Genomic DNA, 20,547 nt, shown 5'->3' with positions numbered 1-20,547 from the left:
AATATTGTTAAATATACTAAAAAAAATAGTTTGAAACAGAATAATTCAACCTCTCTCTTAGAAAGAGAATATAATTACCTAGATAATAGTTATTATAATAACTATTTAAGCTCCGCTGCTCTACAATCCCGAAAATTATTCAAAAAGGATCATCTATGAGTTTTGAATCCGATAAATCGATAGGCTTTCTTATCGCCAAAGCGCGCAATGTACTCAAAAATGAATTCGATAAAGAGCTCAAACCGTACGCTCTGTCGTATGCTCATCGGGTTATTCTGATCCGATTGTCCGAAAAAGAGGGACTGACTCAAAAAGAGCTGGCACAAGACACCTATTTCGAACAATCCAATCTCACTCTCATGCTCGATAAACTGGAGTTAAAAGGGCTGGTCAAACGTTCCGCCAAAGAGAATGATCGAAGGGCTTACATCATCACGATTACCCCTGAGGGAAAAAAGCTTCGCGATTTGCTCGTTAAAATGGGTGAAGAGGTAATGGATAAAGCGTTACAGGGTTTATCCACCGAACAAAAAGATGAGCTCTCTCACATGCTCCAATTGATATACGAGAATCTCAAAAGTACAAAATAATGGACTACCGAAGCCTTCTGCTTACGTTTCTACCGGCTTTCCTTTTACTGGGATGCGTCCCCGCAATCCAAAAAGCGTCCCCGTTGCAAGATACGGTTATTACAAATGATCTGGAAAAAAGTCTCGATCTTTTCAATCATAACGATAGCCTCCTCGTACGTGAATGGTGGAAAAATTTCGGTGATAAGCAACTCGATTCTCTGATAGAGGAAGCGTTATCGTCTGCACCGAGTCTACAAAGCCTCGAAGCGCGATATACTCAGGCCAACACGGTTATCGAATCCGTCCAATCTCGTAATCTCCCCCATCTATCCGCTGATGCGAGCGTCATCCGGGAACGTTTCAGTGAAAATCATATTTTCCCCGCACCGCTGGGGGGAAGTACCAATAATCAATACCAGCCGCAATTATCTCTCGATTACGATTTTGACTTTTGGAATGCACGCAGTTCCCGTATCCTTGCTGCCCAAAACACGGCACTAGCACAGCGAGCCGCCATCGAAGCGACTAAAATCGCTCTTAGTAGTGCCATGTGTGAAACCTATCTCTCTTGGAACTATGATGAGCAAAAGTTGATTGTGTTAAACAGCATAGACCAAACGACCAAAGAAGAGATAAAGATACTGGAAAAACAACATAAACTGGGGCTGATTGATGGCATAGCTATCAATGATAAAAAAAGTGCCCTTTCGAGAATCAAACAGGATCGAGAAAAACTGCAGCGCTCCATCGAAGGGAAAAAAGAGGCATTGTGCGTGTTGGGCGGATTTCTCCCCTCACGTGCCGAAACCTTACAGGTTCCCCATATCCATGATGGATTTAATCTTCCCATTCCTAAAGAGGTTATGCTGAACTTCGTAGCTCACCGTCCTGACGTTGCCATCGCAAAATACACGGCTCTAAGCAAAAGCCACACCATAGAAGAGACCAAAGCACAGTTTTATCCAAACATAAGCCTCTCCGGGCTTATCGGATTTACCTCATTTAGCTGGGCGAAATTATTCGATCACTCGTCGTATACTCCATCAGCCGGGGTTGCATTCTCCCTCCCCCTGCTCGATTGGGGGATGCGAAAAGCAAATTTACAAAACAGCGTTAGTGATTACAATGCTTCAGTGTATGACTATAACGGGGTTGTTATCAAAGCGGCGAATGAGGTTGTTTTGCTCCTCAAACAATCCAAATACTTAGAGTTACAACGACAATTCCATGAAGAAGAAATGGCGGCTAAAAAAGCAAATTCGGAAATCGCGTATAAAAAGCGACTGCTTGGGTTGAGTAATAAGCTCCCCTATCTAGGCGCCAAAAAAATCATAGAGGAAGCACAAATCGAAACCCTCTCTCTCAATGAAGCCAAAACAGAACTTCAGATCAATCTGATCAAAGCGATGGGGGGCGGATACCGTGAGGATACCAATGCGAGCCGTTAACCTCTCTATGAACGTAGTGTTTGCCCTCCCGTGGCGACGAGCACTCAACGAATGGCTGAGTATCGATGCTCCGATTTTGATCTACATGGTCAAAGCGACGATTGCGGGATTGATCGCATTATGGATCTCGATGAAACTCAATCTTCCCGATCCTAGAACCGCGATTTTTACCGTTTTTATCGTGATGCAGCCGCAAAGCGGGTTGGTGTTTTCGAAAAGCTATTATCGTGTTGTCGGAACCATCGTCGGGGTGGGGATGTCCTTGTTAATGATGGGATTTTTTGCGCAGGACCCTATCTGGTTTATCGGTTTTTTTGCCCTCTGGATTGGTCTTTGTACGGCGGCAGGATTTAAATATCGCAATTTCCAATCGTATGGATTTGTCTTGGCGGGATATACCCTCTGTATTGTAGCTCTCCCCGTGATCGAGACTCCGTTGGAGGTATTTGACATCGCAGTCTCACGTTTTTCGGAAGTGGTGGTGGGGATCATGTGTGCTACGATTATCAGCGACATCATTTTTCCGCGCCATCTCTCCGAGTCGCTTCTCACGGCTGAGCGGGAACGTTTCGGTAATATCCTCTCCACCCTCGCTGAACCGGAAGCGGTGTTTTCGGCATTTGATGAAACCAACCCTTCGGTATCACGTTTTTCGAGCGGTGTCGTCGGGCTGAACGCTGTGCGAATCAACAGCGCGTATGAGAGCGGAAGCGATCAAAAAGAGCGTCAGCATTACAGCCATCTCAATCATGAGTACATGAATCTCTCTACGACATTTCATTCTCTCAAAAGTATTATTGCGGCGATCAAAGAGGAAGAACAACCGTTATTGCAGGCTTTGGAACATCTGTATGCGCCGATCGCGTCAGCCTTGCAAACACGTCCGAATACCGTTGTTGATCCTGAGGATTTGAATCGTGTCATCGGGGAACTTATAGAAGCTAAAACCTGCGTTCAGGAGCGTTATGAGGCAGAGCAAAAGCGATATGGCGATGATGATACTTATACATCGGCAGCTTATCTGATTATCCGTCTTTTAAACGAACTTAACAACCACTGTGTAACGTATCTTTCACTACTGAAACATCGTCAATCCGGTGCCGCAAGCAAAGAGTTGAGCCGATTTGTCCGCTTCTCCACCCATACGGATAATGTTTTGGTTGCTTTGGCGGCATTGCGCGGGAGCGGGGTATTGCTTTTGAGCATGATGTTTTGGATATGGACGGCATGGCCTTATGCCACCCTGACGATCACTATGGCGGTGGTTATCGGATTATTGCTCGGGACACTTCCCAGTCCCATCGATGGGGTCAAAGATTTTTTTAAAGGCTCTGTATTAGCCCTCGGCTTCGCCGGAGTGTATGACTTTTTTATCATTCCGGCGTATACGTCGGATATTCTCACTTTGGGGATTCTAATTGCTCCGGTCTTAGCCTTTGTCGGATGGATGACAACACGGCCGAAACTTGCGATTTTTTCATTCGGGTTTGTCTTTATGTTTATGAGCCAATGCGCACTTGATCCTATGTATAAAATTGACCCTACCAAATATTTAGAGAGCTCTTTGGCAGCATTGATCGGTGTAATCTTTGGCGGGATGGCCTATTTGCTCGTCAATTTTTGGTCTTGCTCTCTCACTCAAAAGCGGGTAGCAAAAATACTTCGTCGTCAGATTGTGCGGGTGTGTGAGGGGGAATTAACGATAGAGAGAAGCGCACTGGAAAGCACCGGACGCGATTTGGTTCAACAGTTTTCGACACAAGGGAGGCTAAACATGCGTTCCAGCCGTTTGGTTTTCGAATGGCTTCTTGCGACACTAGAGATCGGGCGTTCTATTTTAACTATTCGGCGAAGTCTCAAGCGGATATCGCCGCAGTTTCATTCTCACTCTCTGGCTATGGCATTAGAGTCAATAAAAGACTTTTTTGAAGAACCTTCTGATTCAGGTCGGGCAGGATTACTAGAGGAATTAAATGAAACGATCAACTCTCTTCGAAGCGGCTCTTATCCAACTGAGAGAGGACAACTAAAACGTTATGAAATACTTATCGTTGAATTCGCACTTATACGCACGATAGTATTAAATTCGACTACATTCCCTCTTATCAAGGAGGACACATGCCATTAGATATTACCTTGTTCGGTATCCAGATGCCGACACTGCTCCCTATTTTCGCATTTAGTGCCGTAGTGCAGATTTTGGTTGATCGAGTTATGTCTGATACCGGCTTTTATACGTATGTTTGGCATCCAGGGCTGTTTCGCACAGCCGTATTTGTCTGCATTTTTACCATCCCGTGCTTACTCATTTATCGTTAAAGGAACACTATGAACAAGAACACCAAATTAGCCAAACTTTTTCGCTTTGCTATCACTTTTGCAGTCGTTTCACTCGCCGTATTTTTAGGGGTGATGTTGTGGGACAACTACATGAACAGCGCATGGACCCGAGACGGTCGTGTCCGTGCCGATGTCGTGATGATCGCACCGGATGTCGGGGGATTAGTGAGCCGTGTCGCCGTCGTGGATAATCAGTTCGTCCATAAAGGAGATCTGCTGTATCAAATTGACGAGGTTCGTTTCCACCATGCGCTCACTGCGGCAGAAGCGATCGCACAAACGCGTAAAGCCGAATATGAGATGAAAAAACATCAATCCTCGCGCCGGAGTGCCGCGGATGATGAAGTCGTATCCGCCGAAAATCGCGATGACGCTCTCTACGATACCCAAATCGCCCGCGCCAAATACGAAGAGGCGATGGCACAGGTCGAGACCGAAAAACTTAATATCGAACGTTCCGCTGTTCGCGCTTCAACTGATGGGTGGGTATCGAATCTACTGCTTCGCAAAGGGGACTATGTTCAAGCGGGTGAGAAGCGCATTGCCCTCATTACCGGCGGATCGTTTTGGGTGTACGGCTATTTTGAGGAGCACAAACTCCCTCTCATTCATATCGGAGACAAAGCACAAATGAAGATGTTGGGGACTAAATACGTACTAAAAGGACATGTGGAAAGCATTGCCCGTGGGATTGCTGACCGTGATAACACAACCGACGGACGGCTAGTGGCAAACGTCAATCCGATCTTTACCTGGGTGCGTTTGGCTCAGCGTATCCCCGTACGTATCCATATCGATGATATTCCAAAAGGGATGAATCTCACCGCAGGAATGACCTGCTCTGTGACTATTCTCCCGAATAAATCCGATCAAAGGAGTGCCCATAAACAATAATGGTCATACGGGTCATAGTTAGTCTAAAAAAATCGAAAATAAGGAAATTGAATTATGAAAAAGAGTGTGGGATTAATGATAGTAGGAGTTGCAACGGCGTGTTTCGCTGATGCGTTATCTGAGGGCAAAGCGGCATTAGATCAAAAGCGTTATACCGATGCAATCAGTGCATTTACCCAATCATGTGAAAACGGTAACGGCACGGGATGTCTGAACCTAGGAAATATGTATGAAAATGGAGTGGGAGTAGCTCAGAATAAATACAAAGCCTCAACCCTATACGCGCAAGCGTGTCGTGCTAAAGAAACACGCGGGTGCAGCAATATGGCACTCTCTTACGATACTCCTTGAGGGGAAGGGAAAGAAAAATGAAACGATATTATGCCGCGTTGAGCATGGGCATCTTGTTGCTTATGGGATATAGTTTATCGGCGGCTGTATTGGTAACGGTTAATGGTGATGACATCACATCTGAGGAAGTGAATAAAGTAATGATGGAAGGGACTCAGGGGCGTTTTGATTCTCTGAGTACTGATAAACAAAACGAATTACGCCATCGGATTATCGAGGGGATGATTACCCAAGAGTTGGTTTATGATGATGCACAAAAAACAGGGGTGCTTGAATCCAAAGAGTATAAGCAAGAGCTCGAAACCCTCATCAATAAATTAAAGGTACAACTCGCAGCAAAACTGTGGGAACAAGAGCAATTTGAAACGATAAAAATAGACCCGAAAGAGGTTAAGAGCTATTTTGATACTAATCCTGACGAATTTATCGATAAAGAAAAAATTCATGCACGTCACATTTTATTGAAAACAAAACTTGAAGCCGAAGCAGTTATTAAGAGTCTGAAAACACTTAGCGGTGAAAAACTAAAAAATGAATTTATTGCTCAGGCCAAATCAAAATCAGTCGGACCGAGTGCGGCTAGAGGCGGAGATTTAGGATATTTTCCGAGAGGACAGATGGTTCCGTCATTTAATGATGCCGCTTTCGCAATGAAAACGGGAACACTTTCATCGTATCCTGTACAAAGTCAGTTCGGCTACCATGTCATCTACATCGAAGATAGAAAAGCCGCAAAAAAATTGGGATTTGATACCGTCAAAAATTTCATTGAAGAACGATTAAAAATGGATAAATTCAAAGCAATTATGGATAAAAAAATGGCTTCATTGCATGAAAAAGCCAAAATAACTTATTCAAAATAAACTTTTATATTTTTAAATTATTTGCTCGTAAGCTCAGCAATCAATAAAGAAGCCCGAACAGAGGATTTGAAGGATTTCATTTTCTCTTGCGTGATTATGGCCATGGCCATTTCGCGCTCTTTTTTAATACGTGCGAATAAAGAAGCACTCGGAAGATCACGCGCTTGGCGAATCAAAACATACACTTCCTCATCAAACATTTCACTGGTATAAGGCGGCAATGCATCATACAAAGCCATAAAAATAGCCCGCTGTTCATCATCCATCTTACACGAATCATCGGTAATTTTTAGAGCAACCGTAACCGCACAATCACGTGCGAACGTATCGAGATCGTTAGCCACTTTCTCGATCGGTTTCACTCTCACCCTACTTCTTCGAGATTCTCAGGCTCTTCTTGAACGAAATGACCGACACCGCGCATCTCATTCGGAATGTCTTTGCGATATTTTTTCTCTCTAAATGCCGGAGATTTAGGAACACCGTTTTTCTCGCCAAGTTTATACATCTCACCATTGAGGAAATGGGCATCGAATTCTTTGGTATACGGCATATCCCACGTGATACATCCGATACTCGGACAAATCGCCGCGCATTGCGGATCATCATACACACCGACACACTCGATACACTTCTCAGGAGCCACGTAATAACGTTTATTCCCCGTCGGATTGTTCATATCATCTACGATCGCATTGACCGGACATTGTTGTAAACACGCATCACAGGTGATGCAGGTATCATCAATAATTACAGACATTAGAGTAGTTCCTTATCTTTAGTGGTGTGAACAATGCGCTGCAACCACGGCGGCGGATTGCCCAATAACAGCTCTTGGAGTTTCACAATCGTCTCATCGATTCGATCGTTCTCTCCTGAGCGCATCGGATATATTTTGGATGCCAATACCATTTTTGAGGCGGTAGGACCGATTTGAGAACAGTACATAATGTCTGCTTCTTTAACCGTACTGATTTTGTAGGCAAGCTTTTCGTGTTCATCTTCGATCGCATCATGTGAACTGTCCAGTGTTTTGACATATTCGGCACTTTGTTCAGTGATTCGATAAAGCTCAAAACTCTTCGACCATCCAAAATGCTGATTGACCGTTACACCATCAGATGAAGCAAACGCGATTAGCATAACCTATCCTTTAAACCGCTACTGCTTCACGCGCTTCGCGAGCTGCAATAGAGATATCATCACGGAATGTTTGCGGAGAAACTTCAGGAGATAACAATCCGCGTTTTTTACTAGAACCGATAACATACTCAGAGCTGTTAACATAATAGTCATTGTAATCAGCAGTATATGGCATATCCCATACAATACATCCTTCTGTAGGACAAGCAGCTGCACACGCAGGTGTTTCAGCATGACCGACACACTCAATACATTTTTCAGGTTTTACATACGTATATTCCCAATCTTCACGTGGTGAATCACCCTCACTTGCAATCGCTGCAACAGGACACTCGTCGATACAGGCGTCACAGTTGATACATAAGTCAGTTATTAATACAGCCATAATTTACTCCTTAGTTGGCTTGATATAATTTATCTTTGCAATTTTCGTACGAGGTTGAATCTAAAAGCGGCATAAGCTTAATATCCACTGCTTTAAGTAGCAATGTAACATTGCACCCCTCACAAAGTTCCATCCGCTCGAAGGCATCGGTTGTAATAAGCGAATTGAGTTTTCCGCAAGGAGTATTTACGCTCACTTCACTAAGAACCAAACCCTTACGAAAATGTTGCAGTTCACCGGAAAGATGGTTTTCGATAGAGACACTCCCCTCTTTAGCTCCCTTGCAGATAGCGATGGCCGCTTCTTGGACACGGCATTCCACCTCATCACCGATATGGAGCCATTTAGGTACTTCGGTTTTAAGAAGTTTTAATTCCATATCATTAGCACGTACGGTGATACAGCTGAAAAACTCATCACTTTTAATCTCTTCAACCGTCGCAGAAAATGAGTTCATAATAGACTCCTTACCAAAGATAAATAACAATCTTTTTATCAATAACGTTTTCAAACTGCTCTAAAATCATCCCCGCTGTCGAGGTAGGTCCGAGATGGCATCCTGAGCACGCGCCCAAATAACGGAGCCAAATTTCAGGTGTATCACCACCGATATAGTTCACAAGCTCGACTCCACCGCCGTCACTCGCGAGTGTCGGAGCGAGGTTCTCAGCGATAACCATCTCGACTTTCGCACGTTGGGACGATTCATCCATCATTCGAAATGCGACATTTATGTCGGTCGCTTGTGACATATTACTGACATAAGTGAGTAACGAATGCGCTTGAGCTTCCCCTGCATGAGCAGCACGAATCATCCATTTCATCGAAGTTAGAACATCCTCATCACGAAACAATAAGGCGAGTTTGAGTTGAGCGGTCGGCATGTTGGCTTCAGCTGCGGTGGTGTAATAACGGATAGCTTCAGCTTTATCCTCAGTGACACCGATGCCGTTTTCATACATCCCCCCCATATAAAACGAAGCGGTCTCATGTCCATACGCAGCTGCACGTTCGAATAATGTAAATGCGATAGAGATGCTTTTTGGAACGCCGAATCCTTTAACATACATGGTTCCCAAATTGACCATTGCATCCGTATTGGTAGCACTCAAACCTTCCCAAATCGATTTGGCTGTCATATATTCTTTTTTATCATAGGCCGCTATAGCTGTCTCCATCAATGATTGTGCTTCCATACTCTTCTCCTTATGTCGTTTTAAATTTCTACGTAAATCGTTCATCGCTTCATCATAGGTATCGCCATACCCTTTGAGCTCTGGAACATCACAGCTGTATACTTCATAACCGTCGCCCTCTTCATTACTAAAGTAGTGATAATGAGTTCGAAGTTCTTCCATGTGCAGCTCTTTTTAGAAAGTTACATTGCAATTGCCATTCTAAATAGAAGAATAGAAAATGCATATTGCTATTAAAATTTAGACAGAAGGAGCAAATATGATTGCTATTCCCGTCGAAACTGATGCGCCGGATACGATGAGTACAAAACTATTCGGTAATGCCAAATTTTTTGCATTAGTCGATCCGCTCACGAAAAAAAGCACTATCATCACCAATGAAGGGTGCGGCAACGGAATCAAAACCGCTTCGTTCCTCGCTGAATCTGGTGCCAAATCGGCACTGTACGGTTTTTTAGGCGACGGTCCGTTTCATGTAATGGTACGTGAAGGAATCGAAGTTTATTGGCTAGGAAAAGAGACGATGAGCTTAAAATGCGCGATCGATGTTGCTTTGTCCGAAAGTTTAATACGCGTCACTCCAGACAATGCTTCGACCTATCTCGATCCCGGGACCAGTGCAGGTGCGTGTGAATGTGGGTGCACTCATGAATGAAATCATCACCTCAGAGATGGAAGAGATACGCCGTTTAATCGTCGCAACTGTTGCTAAACGCAATGCACTTAAAACGGAAATGGCACAATGGTATGAAGCCCACAGCAAACGCTTCGAACGTACAAATGAGCTTATCACGGTCGATTCAACGCTATCAGAGCTGGACAGCCATTATAAACGGTTGTGGGATTATCATAACGGTACGTCACGAGCCTCATGAGCAGTTTTTCATCCTCTGCACGTCTTTTGACCGATATCAGCGAAATCGACCAATATCGCCGAATTTTGGATAAAGACAGTGTTAAGAGCGGTGAACCTCACTGGGCGAGTATGGGGAAAAATACGATTACCCTTTTTCAGGTTTTAATCGATCAGGATTTGACCCATCTGGTAATGGTATTACGCCACTATCCCAAATACATTGAAGCGGTATGTGAACATTTTCGTTACGCCTACAGCTACAGTGAAAACAGTGCTGATATCGATGCGGCATCTGAACTTTTAGAGATGGGGGAACCCTACTTTACAAGGCAGTTTGTACGGAACGTGATGCGTAAGCTGCCGCGTTTAGAGGTGAATGATCGTGATGCATTGCAGGAATTGATCGAACGTATCAATACAAATCAGCACACATGGCATCCGATCATCACCATGCATTATCGCGCAACAATCAAATCGCTGATCAATCAAGCGGCTCTCCATCCTTTGCAAAGAATCGTACTGGAGAAAAAAATTGCCTCTATACGTGAAGCAATAACCTATGATTACGAAGCAAATGATCGTGATTCGAATCTTGATATACCTTATATGAATTAATATTAAAGGAGTTGATAATGATAAATGAAAACCTAAAAAGTGAAATCTTGAAACATGCACGCAATGCATTTGAACGTGCCTGCACCTTACATGATAATGAGCGTATCGAAGTATATGTTTACGATGATGCCGTAAAAACATCGGATGTTTTGGGTGAAGATGAGAAAATCGTTTACAGCACCAATCGTGTGTTGTGTTATCAAGTGTGGGGACATGATTATCTCGAAGAGGAGATCCGCGCATGGATTGATCACGCACGATTGGAAATCAATCCTAAACCGCTCGAAGAAAGTATCATCGAGACGCTCAATAAGCTTGCCGCATCCAAAGGGATTAGCAAAGAAGAGGTTAGTTCGTATGAAGTATTCGCCAATCTCCGAATGGAGCAAATCGAACAGATTGAACATGCCATCATTGAATACTGGTGGGATAACAAAGAGATCGAAAATGCCAAATCGCTGGCAGTAGAGCAGATTGACGAAGCGTTGCGGAGCATGGAAGGATGATCCTCACCCTCCGATCTCTTAGCGGTACCGTTCATATCGATATCACGGCAGATCAGTTCAAACGTCTGCGTGATCCCTCTATCCATGCAGATGAGCTTGATGAAATCGCCGCCGCATGTGGTTGTGATGCTGTATTATTGTTCGCTTATGCGGAAGATTTGAAACGTGCTATACAAGAGACAATGGAGATTGATGGATCGTGTGACTACTCCGATCATCTTTAAATATACAATCTTATCCTTATGATTAATGATATAATTCAAACTTAATCGTATTATAAGGAGTGTTTTTATGTTGTCTAATCTTGCACTTAACATGATCAAAATTGTGTTACTCGTATTCATACTCGGAGGTTGTACAGCAAAAACACCTCATGAATCTCTAAAAAATGCGCTCAATAAAACATTTGATGCTACCGGATATAACTACACATCATCAACACGTATTACTAAAATAGTCTTTCCCAAAAAAGATGACGATACCCTCAATGATGAAAACATCTCTCTAAATTCGCTTTACCTCCAAAAAGGGATCGATGTGATCCGTGGCGGTTCCCTTCGAATGAACGGTGCTGTTGACTATTCAGATACCATTAAATCGGAAGCGACGTATGATTTTCATTACAACCGTGACAATGTAGAAGCATCTATCAAACTTCCATTTTTATTTGATTATTCAACGAAAACTCTCTATATGGGCAAAACGTTTCTAAACACAATATTTCCTATGAAAGAAGAAGATGAAGGAAAACTGATACGCTTTGATCTCAACGACTCGCTTATTAGTACCCTATTGGGCGAAGAGTCTATGAAACAGTTTGATGAAACAAAAGTGCGTAGTCTTAACAGTGCTACGCAACAGGGGATGATTAAAGCATTCAGCGATATTAACGGATCATATTTCCAGTATGCACCTCTGACACCTAATGAGAAACTCTCGGGAAGTCTCCAAAAAGTACATCTTTCTCTTGATCGGAATCAATCGATTACCTTAATATTAACCATCACCGATACCTTAATTCAAAAAATGTATTCCGAATCGATGCTTACCAAAGAGATGTACGGTTCCTATATGCTCCTAAGTGATCCAAAACAACTGGCACCTCTTCTGGAAAATGTGAATATTCAATTAGATTTCGATTTTGGTATCAATTCCGACGGTCAACTTGCACTCATCCAAGCCCTTGTCAACGCATCGGATAAAGAAGAAAAATTTGCACTCGGAATTGAAAATATAACCTTATTGAATAACTTCAATACTCCGCAATTTTCACTCGATCCAAAAAGCTCCGGAAGTATTGATTACATGGAAATATTTCGTAATTGGAAAGAACTTTTCCCGGATAAATCTGCAACCGACGTATTGCCGGAAGAAGAACAACAGCTCAGTGAGCCTGATCAAAATATAACCATCTGAAAATCACTTTTACAGCCATCCTCATCCGCATAATTGACGAAGGATGAGGAGCCCTTAACTTCATATTATGCGAAACACTTCTTCCATTAGGAAATTCTAGATACAATTCCCATCATTGCGCACTAAGGTGCCTTATCTAAATACTTTTTGAGACCATGAAGCGAACCCAGTCTTTTTCTCTTTACGCACTAATAATTGCTTTATTGGTTCATCTTATTGTCATTTTACTGCTTATTTTATTGGATCAATTTAAACCCGTTCCCCCTCCTGAGATGAAACCTTCCAACCCCGAAGAAGAGCGCTTTAAAATCTCGATCAAAGAACGCCCGGGAATCGAAAAAGAGGCTATTATCAAAAGTGAAGTCCCAAAACCCCCTACCAAACGTCCAATCCCACACGGCGAGCAGTTAGTTAAACAGGCTCAATTTTCACCTAAACCTGTGACACCGAAGGCAAAACCAACACAACCGGTCATAACCCCTGCCCCACCGGTCAGTATCCCAGTTATTGAACCTAAAAAAGCGTTCGAGCGTCATGTTGCTCAGAGTGTTGCCACAATCGAACATCAAACGGTTTCAAAAAAAGAGTTCAGTCTTCATGACACTCTTTCCAGACCTGACGGTTCGGCAGCCAATATCAAAAGTACTGCCAAAATCAATGACAGTATTCAACAGCTCTATGGTGATAAATTCAATGAACTCTCCGAGGGAGAGCAAAAATACATTCTTGATAACCAAGAGATCATGCGCCGTATTACACAAGAGGTTTTGGATAACTTCGGACGTTCCAAAATCCCTGATAACCTCCGTATTAACGATATCAATATGGTTGAATTTTATCTCTATCCCAATGGAAGTATCTCTGATTTGCGTCTTTTAAAAAATTCACAAGTATCGATACTGGATGACACCACGATTATGACCATTAATTCTGCCTATCACAAGTACCCGCGACCTTCACAAAAAACGCTGATCCGGTATCGTGTTTGGTATAACCTCACAGGATACTAAATCCTATTATGCAATCTTCCAAGCCTTTTTTATTCCCTTCATTGCTTCTTGCCATTGCTATTCATATCCTTCTTCTTGCTATTATTTTCTTTTCACTGCGGCATACACCGCCGGTTCCGCCTATCCATCCCATCCATGAAAAGCGAATCGCCATTTCATTTTCTAACCCATTGCTCTCACAGCCGATTATAACCGCATTGATCCACCCAAAAAACCATACCCTCCCTGTGGCATCAAAACCTTCAAATGTTTTGATCTCATCTTCCACCCCTACCGAAACAAATAGCTCCATATCTCTGCCAACGGATGAAGATACAAAAAAATTAACCCGCGAGGATGTAAACCTGCTGCCCAGATCAATCCTCCATCACTACGGAGACGAGTTTTTTGAGTTATCGGCTACTGAGCAACACTACCTGCTCAATAATCTCCAAAAAATTCGAAAAATCAACGATATCGTCGGAAATAGACTACTCCAAAGTAAATACGATGAAGAAATAGATACAAAAGAGAACAATATCGTTGAGTTTTATCTCCACCCTGACGGTTCGATATCGGGGCTTTCTTTGTACAACGAGAGAGAAGGATCATTATTGGATGAGTTGACAGTAGAGACGATCGAACTGGCGCATTCGCAATATCCGCGACCGAAACAGACGACTTTGATTCGGATACGGGTATGGATTCTCGTAAAATAAACTAACGCGGATTTAAAACTGCCAACGCCCCTTTATAAATCGGCTCATCGATAAAGCCGTACCGTTCATCCACAAATCCGCTAATCCCTCTGGATAGATGTTCTTCAAAAAGAGAGACAATCTCACGTGCACGCTCTATCTCCCCTTCACTGTAGCCGAAAATTTCATGGATCAATTCCACTTGGGCAGGGGCAATACACCCTTTGGCATCAAATCCCATCAGTTTTTCCATATCCAGCCAGTTTCGTAATCCCTCACTGTTTTTGTAATCCTGATAGACAAAAGAGACCGGTTTGACACCGCAAGCACGTGAGATAATCAAAAAATGCGCAAGGATATACTGCGCTGTCGGATTCTCAGGGGTTAACAGCGCTTGGGAAAGCCCCAGATCGGCAAAAAGGTCGAGAACTCCCAGATAATACGCCTTAATCCTTGGGTCGAATGCGAGCTGTGAAAGCGCCTGCCATGCCTCTTTGGTCTCAATGGAGAGATGGATTTCAATCCCCTCATCCACCAACGTCAGGATTCTATGTACCTCTTGCACCGAACGTATTTTCGGAACACGGATAGCATCAGGCATAAAGGGGTTGAGATACAATATCTCTTCTGCCCCACCCTCGTCGAGCGGATTGACACGAACAACCAGTTTTTTATCACATACCGGATTGGAGGACAAAACGATCGCGCATAAAGCAAGCGCGTACGGTTTTTGTTCAGCACTGACTCCGTCTTCGAGATTAAGCATCAAGCACTCGGCACTAAGGGTAGGGATTTTGGTCAGATGTTTGAGGTTATGGGGTGAGAGCATCATGGCAGAACGAAATGATTGCGTGTGATTTTGATGTCTAAATTGAGGAATAGCTAAATCTCGAAGTGCTTCGAGATTGCCTGAAGTGATGAGATCAGTGAGCTTTTCGATGTTTTTGAGCGGCACGTTGGAACTCCTCACGATGGAGATAATAATAGAGAATTTGAATTTCGCTGTCAGTCAGATAGTAGCGAGGCATCCCTACAATACGACTGTTAACCTTTTCATCAAACTCTTTAAACGACAGCTTGTTAATCGGCTTCCCGGCAAAGGTTTTCATTACCCCCTCATCCCGATAACGGGCAATCAGTTTCCCTTCGCCTTTCTCACCGTGACACAACTGACACCCTACTCCACGGGGATTATGATACAACCCGCTCGCATACTCTTCTTTCGTAATAAACGACTCTGCATGCGATATACTCAAGGCTAAAAATAGAACAAAAAACCCGCGCACTTGATCCCTTTAACCGTTTATTAGTCTTTACTCGGTATCATACCCAAAAACAATTTGACGGTGATTAAATGCAAATACTTGACGGTAAAGCGCTCGCACAAAAAATCGAAATAAAAGTCTCCACAGGAGCCAAAGAACTCAAATCTCTGACCGGAAGAGTCCCCGGTTTGGCAGTGATTTTGGTCGGCCACGACCCCGCGAGTCAAGCCTATGTCGGGATGAAAAAAAAGGCGTGTGACCGTGCCGGATTTTACTCCGTCACCCATGAAATGCCCGATGACATCTCCCAAGATGCAATCGTCAAAACCATCGAAATGATGAATACAAATCCCAATATTGACGGTATTTTGATTCAACTTCCCCTCCCTTCCCACATTGATACAACGAAAATCCTCGAAGTGGTTGCCCCGACAAAAGATGTTGACGGGTTCCATCCGTATAATGTCGGACGCCTTGCAACAGGATTGGACGGCTTCGTCCCTTGTACGCCGCTGGGTGTTATGGAGCTGTTGGCAGAGTACAACATCGACCCAAAAGGGAAGAACTGCTGCATCGTCGGAGCCTCTAATATTGTCGGTAAACCCATGGCAGCACTCTTACTGAACGCCAATGCTACGATCGAAATCTGTCATATCTTCACCGACGACTTGAAAAAACACACCCTTGCAGCCGACATCGTCCTCGTCGGTGCCGGAGTTATTAATCTGATCAAAGAAGATATGGTAAAACAAGAGGCCATCGTCATTGATATCGGAATCAACCGTGCCCCTGACGGTCGTCTCGTCGGAGACGTCGATTACGACGCCGTTGCCCCTAAAACTTCGTATATTACCCCTGTACCGGGCGGTGTCGGACCGATGACCATCGCCATGTTGCTCAGCAATACCCTCAAAGCTGCCCAAATTCATGCCAAAGAAGAGAGTAAATAACCCACCTTATGAAGAAAAAAATATTCACTGCCGCTCATCGCGCCTACCGCTTTTCCAACACATGGACTGGGACGATTATCATCGTTTTGTTCGTTATTTTCTTTGTCGCGCAAGCGTTTCGTATCCCCAGCGGATCGATGAAAGACTCCCTTCTGATAGGGGATCATCTGTTCGCGAAAAAATTTGCCTACGGTATATCAACACCCCATATTCCCTTTCTCGAAATCCCCCTTATCCCTGGCACAGACGGACATATCCTCGATGGGGATGAGCCTAAACGAGGAGATATCATTATCTTCCGCTACCCGAACAACCAACAGCTCCATTACGTCAAACGATGTGTTGCCCTTTCGGGAGATGAACTCTTTTTAAAAGATAAAGTCCTCTATCTTCACCCGCGTGAAGGGGATGAATACGCCAAAAAAGCCTTTTCAAACTACGAGCTTATTGAACAAGACGGGAAATTGTGGGTAAAAGACCCATATACCAAAGAACATCCGGGGATTCACCACGATGATCGTATCACCAAAGACGACCCAAACATCGCGTTCATTCAAAACGGTGATTTCATTTTTGACTTCCCCCCTACTCTTGTCCCGGATGGACAATATTTTATGATGGGAGACAATCGTGACCACTCAAATGACAGCCGATTCTGGGGTGCTGTTCCCTATGGTCTAATCGAGGGAACCCCATGGTTCGTCTATTTTAGTTTGGATGCCGATTATAAAGTACGTTGGGACCGTATCGGAAAAACACCTGCCGATTTGGAACAAAAAGTACCATTAAGCCGTGCTGTAGCGGAGCGAATACGCGAAGATGCCAACGACCATGAACTCTATTAATCTGCTCGAAGTCCCTGCTGCGATTATCGCACTGCTCATCGCCATTATCGGCCATGAGATCATGCACGGATGGGTAGCTCATAAATACGGTGACAATACCGCAAAAAACAGCGGAAGACTCAGCATCAATCCTCTCATCCATATTGATCCGTTCGGATCAATCCTCGTCCCTTTAATGACCTATTTTGTCCCTTTACTTCTGGGTGCTTCCAGCGGTTTTTTATTCGGATGGGCCAAACCGGTTCCCGTCAATATCCATACTGTTATCCGTAACGGAGGATACAATGCGGCAATGCAGGTAAGCCTGGCAGGAATCGTTTACAATCTGTTTTTAGCAACCTTCTCTTCAATCATGCTGCTCTCTCTTGCGCAACCAACAGAAGCGGATGGAATCGGATATCTTTTCTTCTATTTGTTTGTTATGAAACTGATGCTGATCAACGTCGTTTTAGCCGTCTTCAATCTTCTCCCTATTCCCGGTTTTGACGGGTCTCATTTTATAAGTTATCTGGCATTAAAATATAAAGTTCGTGCCGTTGCTGAATTTTTCGCCAAAGCCGAACCTTATGGAATGATTGTTATCATCATCATATTGGTTACTCCACTGAAGATACCGTTGGTAATATGGCCGATTGAAGCTGTATTACATTTATTATTAAACTAAGGAAATCTATGAGATTTTATATTGCAACCGATCATGCCGGAATCGATTTAAAAGATTTTACAGTTGAACTTCTTCGTACCAAAGGTCATGAGGTCATCGATTTAGGGCCTTTTTCCAAAGAAAGAGTTGATTATCCCGATTATGCGGTAAAAGTATGTGAGAGCGTTCTTGCCGATTCTACGTCACATGGGATTTTAATCTGTGGTTCAGGAATCGGAATGTCCATAGCGGCAAATCGACATCATGGTATTCGCGCGGCGTTATGCCATGATGCCTATACGGCAACGGTTGCCCGAGGACATAATGATGCAAATGTCTTGTGTTACGGTGAACGTATTGTCGGACAAGGGGTTGCCGAATCGATACTTGATGCATGGATTGCCGGAAAATTCGAAGGCGGGCGCCATTGCGGCCGAGTCGATAAATTAGAGGCTATCAAAGGATAAGGTATGTTTTTAGAGTGGTCATTGCTCACGGTTGTTACACTGGGTGCCCTTTTCTTTTTGGTCAAGATGTTCTATTTTCGCAGTATCACCGTTAAAGAACAACGCACCAGCGAGATGATGAAATTGACCCTCAAAGAGGCTGAAGTATTAATCCGAAAATATCAAATTCAGCTTCAACGTGCACTGGGGAATGTGGATATTCTCAGCGAAGAGCTCAACAATCTGCGCAACGAGCTTAAATCACTCAAACAGCGCAATTCAAAACATCGTTCCGAAACCGATCGTCTCCAAAGTAAAATTAAAGAGCTCGAAGGGCGTATCGACGCGCTAATTTAACCAATTTTCAAGGAACCACTATGAATCTCAGCATGAGTGACAGAGCCGTTTTGATCAACGCAATCCGCGATATCCCTGATTTTCCAAAACCGGGAATTGTGTTCAAAGACATTACGACCCTCCTTTCCGATAAGGAAGCGTATGGTTTGTTAATGCGACATTTAACAGAGCGTTACGCTTCGTATGATCTCACCCATGTCGCCGGGATCGATGCACGCGGATTTATTTTTGGTGCAGCACTTGCTCAAATGTTAGGTGTAGGATTTGTCCCGATCCGTAAAAAAGGGAAACTCCCCTACACTACCGTATCCGAAAAATATTCACTTGAATACGGCGTTGATGAAGTAGAAATCCACATCGATGCCTTTTCACAGGTTTCAAAACCTCGCGTTTTACTAATCGATGATTTAATCGCTACCGGCGGAACGGCGTATGCGGCAGCCAATCTTATCAACAAAGTAGGAGCCGAGTGTGTCGAAGCGTGTTTTGTGATGGGTCTTGATTTTTTAAGCGGACAATCCAAACTACGCGAACTTGTTGAAGTCTATACTGTAATTGGAGTTGATTAATGTACATCCCAAAACCCTCAAAATTTGATCCCGTTGACGGCCATTTCGGTATTTTTGGAGGACGTTATGTCCCTGAAACGTTAATGCCTGCCCTTCTGGAACTCGAAGAAGCCTATAACGAAATTCGTTTTGACGAAACGTTTTGGAAAGAAGTTGACGGATATCTTACCGATTACGTTGGCCGTCCAAGCCCCCTATACTATGCCGCCAACCTCTCTGAAGAACTTGGTGCTACCATCTATCTCAAACGGGAAGATTTGAACCATACCGGTGCGCACAAAGTTAACAACGTTATCGCGCAAGGATTGATGGCTAAACGTTTGGGTAAAAAGAAGGTCATCGCCGAAACGGGTGCAGGACAGCACGGTGTTGCGACAGCTACCATTGCTGCGCTGCTTGGTTTGGAATGTGAGATTTTCATGGGAGCCAAAGACGTAGCACGTCAAGAACTCAATGTCTTTCGCATGAAACTTCTCGGAGCAAAAGTTCATGCAGTCGAGAGTGGGTCTAAAACCCTAAAAGATGCTATGAATGACGCAATCCGTCATTGGGTTACCCATGCACGTGATACGTTCTACATTATCGGCACCGTGGCAGGACCTCATCCGTATCCGATGATGGTACGCGATTTTCAGGCAATTATCGGGTGTGAAGCGCGCGCTCAGATTTTGGAAAAAGAAAACCGCCTCCCCGATTACGTTATCGCCTGCATCGGTGGCGGTTCCAATGCCATCGGAACGTTCCAACACTTTTTGGAAGACAAAGAGGTTCGCTGTATCGGAATCGAAGCGGGAGGCTTGGGAGTCGATACAGACAAACACGGCTGTTCACTCCTAAAAGGTCGTCCGGGAGTTCTTCACGGCCAAATGAGCTACCTCCTCCAAGACGACGACGGTCAGATACTCGAAGCCCACTCCATCTCAGCAGGACTCGATTATCCGGGAATCGGACCGGAACACTCATTCCATAAAGATAACGATAATGTCAGTTATGACAATATTACCGATGCCGAAGCACTCGATGCATTTGTATGGCTTAGCCGCGCCGAGGGGATCATTCCTGCCTTTGAAACTGCCCATGCCGTCGCTTATTTGAAAAAAATGACCGATATCAAAGATAAACTCATCATCGTCAACCTCTCCGGTCGAGGAGACAAGGATATGATGCAGGCAAAACAAATTTTAAATTTTGATAAATAAG

At 43.9% G+C, this 20,547-nt stretch carries 30 protein-coding genes; 22 read left to right on the top strand and 8 right to left on the bottom strand.

The genetic code is table 11. From position 1 onward, the window contains the following. Positions 1-155 precede the first annotated feature (155 nt). The 7 genes from PHI47_RS01355 to PHI47_RS01325 are packed head-to-tail and all read left to right on the top strand — an operon-like array spanning position 156 to position 6,468. The gene (locus PHI47_RS01355; RefSeq protein WP_299932844.1) at positions 156-590 is read left to right on the top strand and encodes a MarR family transcriptional regulator; all 435 of its coding nucleotides are present in this window, start codon (positions 156-158) and stop codon (positions 588-590) included. Then, positions 590-2,020, top strand: a complete 1,431-nt coding sequence (locus tag PHI47_RS01350) for an efflux transporter outer membrane subunit (RefSeq protein ID WP_299932841.1) — start codon at positions 590-592, stop codon at positions 2,018-2,020. The genes PHI47_RS01355 and PHI47_RS01350 overlap by 1 nt, the downstream gene beginning before the upstream one ends. Beyond that, entirely contained in the window at positions 2,007-4,148 is a 2,142-nt protein-coding gene (locus tag PHI47_RS01345; protein WP_299932838.1) for an FUSC family protein, read from the top strand. Before PHI47_RS01350 ends, PHI47_RS01345 begins: the two co-directional genes overlap by 14 nt. Then, on the top strand, positions 4,139-4,339 hold the full coding sequence (locus PHI47_RS01340; RefSeq protein WP_299932835.1) for a DUF1656 domain-containing protein: 201 nt from the start codon (positions 4,139-4,141) through the stop codon (positions 4,337-4,339). The genes PHI47_RS01345 and PHI47_RS01340 overlap by 10 nt, the downstream gene beginning before the upstream one ends. A 9-nt stretch (positions 4,340-4,348) precedes the next feature. Further along, positions 4,349-5,254: a biotin/lipoyl-binding protein gene (locus PHI47_RS01335; protein ID WP_299932833.1), complete on the top strand. Its 906-nt coding sequence runs from the start codon at positions 4,349-4,351 to the stop codon at positions 5,252-5,254. Positions 5,255-5,308: 54 nt separating this feature from the next. Further along, entirely contained in the window at positions 5,309-5,605 is a 297-nt protein-coding gene (locus tag PHI47_RS01330; protein WP_299932830.1) for a hypothetical protein, read from the top strand. Between the two features lie 17 nt (positions 5,606-5,622). Next, positions 5,623-6,468 carry a peptidylprolyl isomerase gene (locus PHI47_RS01325; RefSeq protein WP_299932826.1) on the top strand — a complete coding sequence of 282 codons (846 nt, stop codon included), beginning with the start codon at positions 5,623-5,625 and terminating at the stop codon, positions 6,466-6,468. 17 nt (positions 6,469-6,485) lie between these two features. Here the strand turns inward: PHI47_RS01325 and PHI47_RS01320 are convergent, their stop codons facing one another. Genes PHI47_RS01320 through PHI47_RS01295 form a run of 6 tightly spaced genes read right to left on the bottom strand, consistent with a single transcriptional unit; the run spans position 6,486 to position 9,354 of the window. Next, positions 6,486-6,830: a hypothetical protein gene (locus PHI47_RS01320; RefSeq protein WP_299932823.1), complete on the bottom strand. Its 345-nt coding sequence runs from the start codon at positions 6,828-6,830 to the stop codon at positions 6,486-6,488. A gap of 2 nt (positions 6,831-6,832) precedes the next feature. Beyond that, a complete protein-coding gene (locus tag PHI47_RS01315; protein ID WP_299932819.1) occupies positions 6,833-7,228 on the bottom strand; it encodes a 4Fe-4S dicluster domain-containing protein in 396 nt (131 codons plus the stop codon). After that, positions 7,228-7,611 carry a NifB/NifX family molybdenum-iron cluster-binding protein gene (locus tag PHI47_RS01310; RefSeq protein ID WP_299932815.1) on the bottom strand — a complete coding sequence of 128 codons (384 nt, stop codon included), beginning with the start codon at positions 7,609-7,611 and terminating at the stop codon, positions 7,228-7,230. Before PHI47_RS01310 ends, PHI47_RS01315 begins: the two co-directional genes overlap by 1 nt. A gap of 10 nt (positions 7,612-7,621) precedes the next feature. Next, positions 7,622-7,996: a 4Fe-4S dicluster domain-containing protein gene (locus PHI47_RS01305; RefSeq protein WP_299932813.1), complete on the bottom strand. Its 375-nt coding sequence runs from the start codon at positions 7,994-7,996 to the stop codon at positions 7,622-7,624. A gap of 10 nt (positions 7,997-8,006) precedes the next feature. Next, a complete protein-coding gene (locus PHI47_RS01300; protein WP_299932810.1) occupies positions 8,007-8,453 on the bottom strand; it encodes a TOBE domain-containing protein in 447 nt (148 codons plus the stop codon). A gap of 10 nt (positions 8,454-8,463) precedes the next feature. After that, a complete protein-coding gene (locus PHI47_RS01295; RefSeq protein ID WP_299932807.1) occupies positions 8,464-9,354 on the bottom strand; it encodes a NifU family protein in 891 nt (296 codons plus the stop codon). 97 nt (positions 9,355-9,451) lie between these two features. Here PHI47_RS01295 and PHI47_RS01290 point away from each other — a divergent pair, with 97 nt between their 5' ends. The 8 genes from PHI47_RS01290 (at position 9,452) to PHI47_RS01255 (ending at position 14,293) form a co-directional block, all read left to right on the top strand. Further along, the gene (locus PHI47_RS01290) at positions 9,452-9,847 is read left to right on the top strand and encodes a NifB/NifX family molybdenum-iron cluster-binding protein (RefSeq protein WP_299932804.1); all 396 of its coding nucleotides are present in this window, start codon (positions 9,452-9,454) and stop codon (positions 9,845-9,847) included. Then, positions 9,840-10,067: a hypothetical protein gene (locus tag PHI47_RS01285; RefSeq protein ID WP_299932801.1), complete on the top strand. Its 228-nt coding sequence runs from the start codon at positions 9,840-9,842 to the stop codon at positions 10,065-10,067. Before PHI47_RS01290 ends, PHI47_RS01285 begins: the two co-directional genes overlap by 8 nt. Further along, positions 10,064-10,663 carry a hypothetical protein gene (locus tag PHI47_RS01280; RefSeq protein ID WP_299932798.1) on the top strand — a complete coding sequence of 200 codons (600 nt, stop codon included), beginning with the start codon at positions 10,064-10,066 and terminating at the stop codon, positions 10,661-10,663. Before PHI47_RS01285 ends, PHI47_RS01280 begins: the two co-directional genes overlap by 4 nt. Before the next feature lie 17 nt (positions 10,664-10,680). Further along, positions 10,681-11,169 carry a hypothetical protein gene (locus tag PHI47_RS01275; RefSeq protein ID WP_299932795.1) on the top strand — a complete coding sequence of 163 codons (489 nt, stop codon included), beginning with the start codon at positions 10,681-10,683 and terminating at the stop codon, positions 11,167-11,169. Then, complete coding sequence (locus PHI47_RS01270) at positions 11,166-11,393, top strand: hypothetical protein (protein WP_299932792.1); 228 nt, start codon at positions 11,166-11,168, stop codon at positions 11,391-11,393. The genes PHI47_RS01275 and PHI47_RS01270 overlap by 4 nt, the downstream gene beginning before the upstream one ends. Before the next feature lie 67 nt (positions 11,394-11,460). Beyond that, positions 11,461-12,585: a hypothetical protein gene (locus PHI47_RS01265; protein WP_299932789.1), complete on the top strand. Its 1,125-nt coding sequence runs from the start codon at positions 11,461-11,463 to the stop codon at positions 12,583-12,585. Between the two features lie 155 nt (positions 12,586-12,740). Then, the gene (locus PHI47_RS01260; RefSeq protein WP_299932786.1) at positions 12,741-13,595 is read left to right on the top strand and encodes a hypothetical protein; all 855 of its coding nucleotides are present in this window, start codon (positions 12,741-12,743) and stop codon (positions 13,593-13,595) included. An 8-nt stretch (positions 13,596-13,603) separates the two neighbouring features. Further along, positions 13,604-14,293: a hypothetical protein gene (locus tag PHI47_RS01255; protein WP_299932783.1), complete on the top strand. Its 690-nt coding sequence runs from the start codon at positions 13,604-13,606 to the stop codon at positions 14,291-14,293. Between the two features lies 1 nt (position 14,294). Here the strand turns inward: PHI47_RS01255 and PHI47_RS01250 are convergent, their stop codons facing one another. Continuing rightward, positions 14,295-15,227, bottom strand: a complete 933-nt coding sequence (locus tag PHI47_RS01250; protein WP_299932780.1) for a CoA ester lyase — start codon at positions 15,225-15,227, stop codon at positions 14,295-14,297. Then, positions 15,196-15,558: a cytochrome c gene (locus tag PHI47_RS01245; protein ID WP_299932777.1), complete on the bottom strand. Its 363-nt coding sequence runs from the start codon at positions 15,556-15,558 to the stop codon at positions 15,196-15,198. Before PHI47_RS01245 ends, PHI47_RS01250 begins: the two co-directional genes overlap by 32 nt. A gap of 68 nt (positions 15,559-15,626) precedes the next feature. On the opposite strand from PHI47_RS01245, the gene folD reads away from it, so the two are divergent. Genes folD through trpB form a run of 7 tightly spaced genes read left to right on the top strand, consistent with a single transcriptional unit; the run spans position 15,627 to position 20,546 of the window. Further along, positions 15,627-16,487, top strand: a complete 861-nt coding sequence (folD, locus tag PHI47_RS01240) for a bifunctional methylenetetrahydrofolate dehydrogenase/methenyltetrahydrofolate cyclohydrolase FolD (protein ID WP_299932774.1) — start codon at positions 15,627-15,629, stop codon at positions 16,485-16,487. Positions 16,488-16,495: 8 nt separating this feature from the next. After that, on the top strand, positions 16,496-17,332 hold the full coding sequence (gene lepB, locus PHI47_RS01235) for a signal peptidase I (protein WP_299932771.1): 837 nt from the start codon (positions 16,496-16,498) through the stop codon (positions 17,330-17,332). Further along, the gene (locus tag PHI47_RS01230) at positions 17,319-17,996 is read left to right on the top strand and encodes a site-2 protease family protein (protein WP_299932768.1); all 678 of its coding nucleotides are present in this window, start codon (positions 17,319-17,321) and stop codon (positions 17,994-17,996) included. Before lepB ends, PHI47_RS01230 begins: the two co-directional genes overlap by 14 nt. A gap of 8 nt (positions 17,997-18,004) precedes the next feature. Then, positions 18,005-18,442 carry a ribose 5-phosphate isomerase B gene (gene rpiB, locus PHI47_RS01225; protein WP_299932766.1) on the top strand — a complete coding sequence of 146 codons (438 nt, stop codon included), beginning with the start codon at positions 18,005-18,007 and terminating at the stop codon, positions 18,440-18,442. Between the two features lie 3 nt (positions 18,443-18,445). Further along, positions 18,446-18,778 (top strand): hypothetical protein, encoded by a 333-nt coding sequence (locus PHI47_RS01220; RefSeq protein WP_299932763.1) that lies wholly within the window; start codon positions 18,446-18,448, stop codon positions 18,776-18,778. A 20-nt stretch (positions 18,779-18,798) separates the two neighbouring features. Further along, positions 18,799-19,347 (top strand): adenine phosphoribosyltransferase, encoded by a 549-nt coding sequence (locus PHI47_RS01215; RefSeq protein ID WP_299932761.1) that lies wholly within the window; start codon positions 18,799-18,801, stop codon positions 19,345-19,347. Beyond that, positions 19,347-20,546: a tryptophan synthase subunit beta gene (gene trpB / locus PHI47_RS01210; RefSeq protein ID WP_299932759.1), complete on the top strand. Its 1,200-nt coding sequence runs from the start codon at positions 19,347-19,349 to the stop codon at positions 20,544-20,546. The genes PHI47_RS01215 and trpB overlap by 1 nt, the downstream gene beginning before the upstream one ends. The last annotated feature ends 1 nt before the right edge of the window (position 20,547 follow it).

Origin of the sequence: Sulfuricurvum sp. (assembly GCF_028713855.1) — a bacterium.
Taxonomy (GTDB): Bacteria; Campylobacterota; Campylobacteria; order Campylobacterales; family Sulfurimonadaceae; genus Sulfuricurvum.
This window is presented reverse-complemented; position numbering and strand designations above follow the sequence as displayed.